Source organism: Mycobacterium sp. 1423905.2 (assembly GCF_001673155.1).
Classification (GTDB): Bacteria; Actinomycetota; Actinomycetes; order Mycobacteriales; family Mycobacteriaceae; genus Mycobacterium.
The window spans coordinates 1-2,277 of the sequence record NZ_LZLE01000361.1 but is presented as its reverse complement, the minus strand read 5'-3'; the positions used below and the strand labels follow the sequence as shown (position 1 = coordinate 2,277).

Genomic DNA, 2,277 nt, shown 5'->3' with positions numbered 1-2,277 from the left:
GGTGGTGCAGGTGAACCGCGCCGTGTGTGCGCTCTCGGAGATCAGGACGTTGTCGCAGTTGACCCCGTGCTTCTGCAGCCAGTCGCGGTAGTCGGCGAAGTCCTCGCCCGCCGCGCCGACCAACGCGGCGTCACCGCCCAGCACGCCGATCGCGAACGCGATGTTTCCGGCGACTCCGCCGCGGTGCACCACCAGGTCGTCGACCAGGAAGCTCAGCGACACCTTGTGCAGATGTTCGGGCAGCAGCTGCTCGGAGAACTTGCCCGGGAACCGCATTAAATGGTCTGTGGCAATGGAACCCGTTACCGCGATCGTCACTGAATCTCCATCCTTCGTTCCTAAGGTCGTCTAGCCTCTCATGGGGATCGGCCCGGCGACCAACGCCGTCGCCCAGGGGCCGACATCCGGGGGCCGGTCACCGCCGTTGCGCTAGCCTGCTCGGAGAGCTCACCTGGTCGCCGGAATCCCCCTGCTCGGGCGACACCCGCTCGCCGCCCTCACCACCAGCGTAGGAGAACAACGATGGCCGGTCCGCATCCGCCGAACCATGGTGTCGGTGCCGACGGGCCTCAGCAGCCGCATCCCTACTCGGAACAGCCGCCCACTCTGGACTTCCCCGCCGAACCGGGCGAAGGTCAGCTGGCGTTCTCCTCCCCCGGCACGACGCCGCCCACCTACCCCAAGCGCCGGCCCAAACGGCTGCTGATCGGGCTGCTGCTGGCCGTCGCGCTGGTCGCGGGACTGACCGCGGCCATCGTGTACGGGGTGCGCACCAACGGCGCCAGCACCGGCGCTTCGTTCACCGAGGCAACGGCGAAGACGGCGATTCAGGGATACCTGGACGCGCTGGTGCACAAGGACACCGACGCCATCGTCCGCAACGCGCTGTGCGGCATCTATGACGCGGTGAAGGACAAACGCTCCGATCAGGCGTTGGCCAAGCTCAGCAGCGACGCTTTCCGCAAGCAGTTCTCTGAGGTCACCGTCACCTCGGTCGACAAGATTGTCTATTGGTCGCAATACCAGGCCCAGGTCTTGTTCAGCATGCAAGTCGTGCCGGCAACCGGCGGCCCGCCGCGCGGTCAAGTGCAGGGTCTGGCTCAGCTGCTCTTCCAGCGCGGGCAGATCTTGGTGTGCTCCTACGTGCTGCGCACCGCAGGACAGTATTAACCGGGCCGAGATCCAAGCCCGACCCGGTCAAACCGATTCGATCAGTTAAACGAATCCCCGCACGCGCACGAGCCCGTGGCGTTGGGGTTGTCGATGGTGAAGCCCTGCTTCTCGATGGTGTCGACGAAGTCGATCGACGCGCCTTCCACGTACGGCGCGCTCATCCGGTCCACCGTCAAGGTCACCCCGCCGAACTCGGCCGTCAGGTCGCCGTCCAGCGTCCGGTCGTCGAAGAAGAGGTTGTAGCGCAGCCCCGCGCAGCCGCCGGGCTGAACGGCGATCCGCAGGGACAGATCGTCCCGCCCCTCCTGGTCGAGCAGCGACTTCGCCTTGGCGGCAGCGGCCTCGGTCAGGATCACGCCGTGCGTCTTGGCGGTCGACTCGTTCTGCACCGTCATTGCTTCTCCTACATGCTCATTGTCGGATGGGTCGCCCGGCTCGATCCTGTCCGGGACCCGCTCAGGGGAAACCCACTACCTCAACGGTACCCCGGCGGGCCGCTATTCCCGAGCCGCGCGGCCACCTCGGAGGCCAATCCCATCAGTTGATTGGCCGCATCGGCCAGCGCCAGACCCACCGAACCGGCGTATTCGGCCATCGACAACGCCGACATGATGCCCGACAGCCGGGTCGAGGATTTGTCCAGCGACACCTGCCCGGCCAGCACGATCACCGGGATGCCCAACGGCTGGGCGGCCGCGGCGATCTCGCCCACCACCTTGCCGTGCAGGGACTGCTCGTCGAACTTTCCCTCACCGGTGACAATCAGTTCGGCGTCGGCGAGGTCATCATCGAGGTGGGTGAGCTCGGCGATGATCGCCGCTCCGGATTCGCACCGGCCGCCGAGGGCCAGCAGGCCCGCGCCGATGCCCCCGGCCGCACCGGCGCCCGGTTCCGCGCTCACGTCGCGACCCGCCGCGGCATCCAATTCCAGCGCCCACGACTCCAACCGCACTTCGAGCTTGGCGACGGTGGCCGTATCGGCGCCCTTCTGCGGCGCGAAGACCCGGGACGCCCCCCACGGTCCCAGCAGGGGATATTCGGTATCCGAGGCGGCAATCAGTTCCACTTCGGCCAACCGGTTACGGGCTTCGTCCAGGCCGCCGA

At 67.1% G+C, this 2,277-nt stretch carries 4 protein-coding genes; 1 reads left to right on the top strand and 3 read right to left on the bottom strand.

From position 1 onward, the window contains the following. Nucleotides 1-318: PfkB family carbohydrate kinase (locus tag A9W95_RS25005; protein ID WP_253851757.1), on the bottom strand; the 318-nt coding region annotated here is incomplete at its 3' end. 204 nt (nucleotides 319-522) lie between these two features. Between A9W95_RS25005 and A9W95_RS25000 the strand changes: the two genes are divergently transcribed. Beyond that, the gene (locus A9W95_RS25000; RefSeq protein WP_067418935.1) at nucleotides 523-1,170 is read left to right on the top strand and encodes a hypothetical protein; all 648 of its coding nucleotides are present in this window, start codon (nucleotides 523-525) and stop codon (nucleotides 1,168-1,170) included. A 41-nt stretch (nucleotides 1,171-1,211) separates the two neighbouring features. On the opposite strand, the gene A9W95_RS24995 is transcribed toward A9W95_RS25000, so the two are convergent. Beyond that, the gene (locus tag A9W95_RS24995; protein ID WP_067418934.1) at nucleotides 1,212-1,568 is read right to left on the bottom strand and encodes an iron-sulfur cluster assembly accessory protein; all 357 of its coding nucleotides are present in this window, start codon (nucleotides 1,566-1,568) and stop codon (nucleotides 1,212-1,214) included. Nucleotides 1,569-1,648: 80 nt separating this feature from the next. Further along, nucleotides 1,649-2,277 (bottom strand): glycerate kinase (locus A9W95_RS24990; RefSeq protein WP_156746398.1); only part of this gene is annotated, 629 nt, incomplete at its 5' end.

What these genes read in the sequence shown, in the direction of transcription:
- A9W95_RS24995 (WP_067418934.1), bottom strand. Translation starts at nt 1,568, where the DNA reads ATGACGGTGCAGAACGAGTCGACCGCCAAGACGCACGGCGTGATCCTG.
- A9W95_RS25000 (WP_067418935.1), top strand. Translation starts at nt 523, where the DNA reads ATGGCCGGTCCGCATCCGCCGAACCATGGTGTCGGTGCCGACGGGCCT.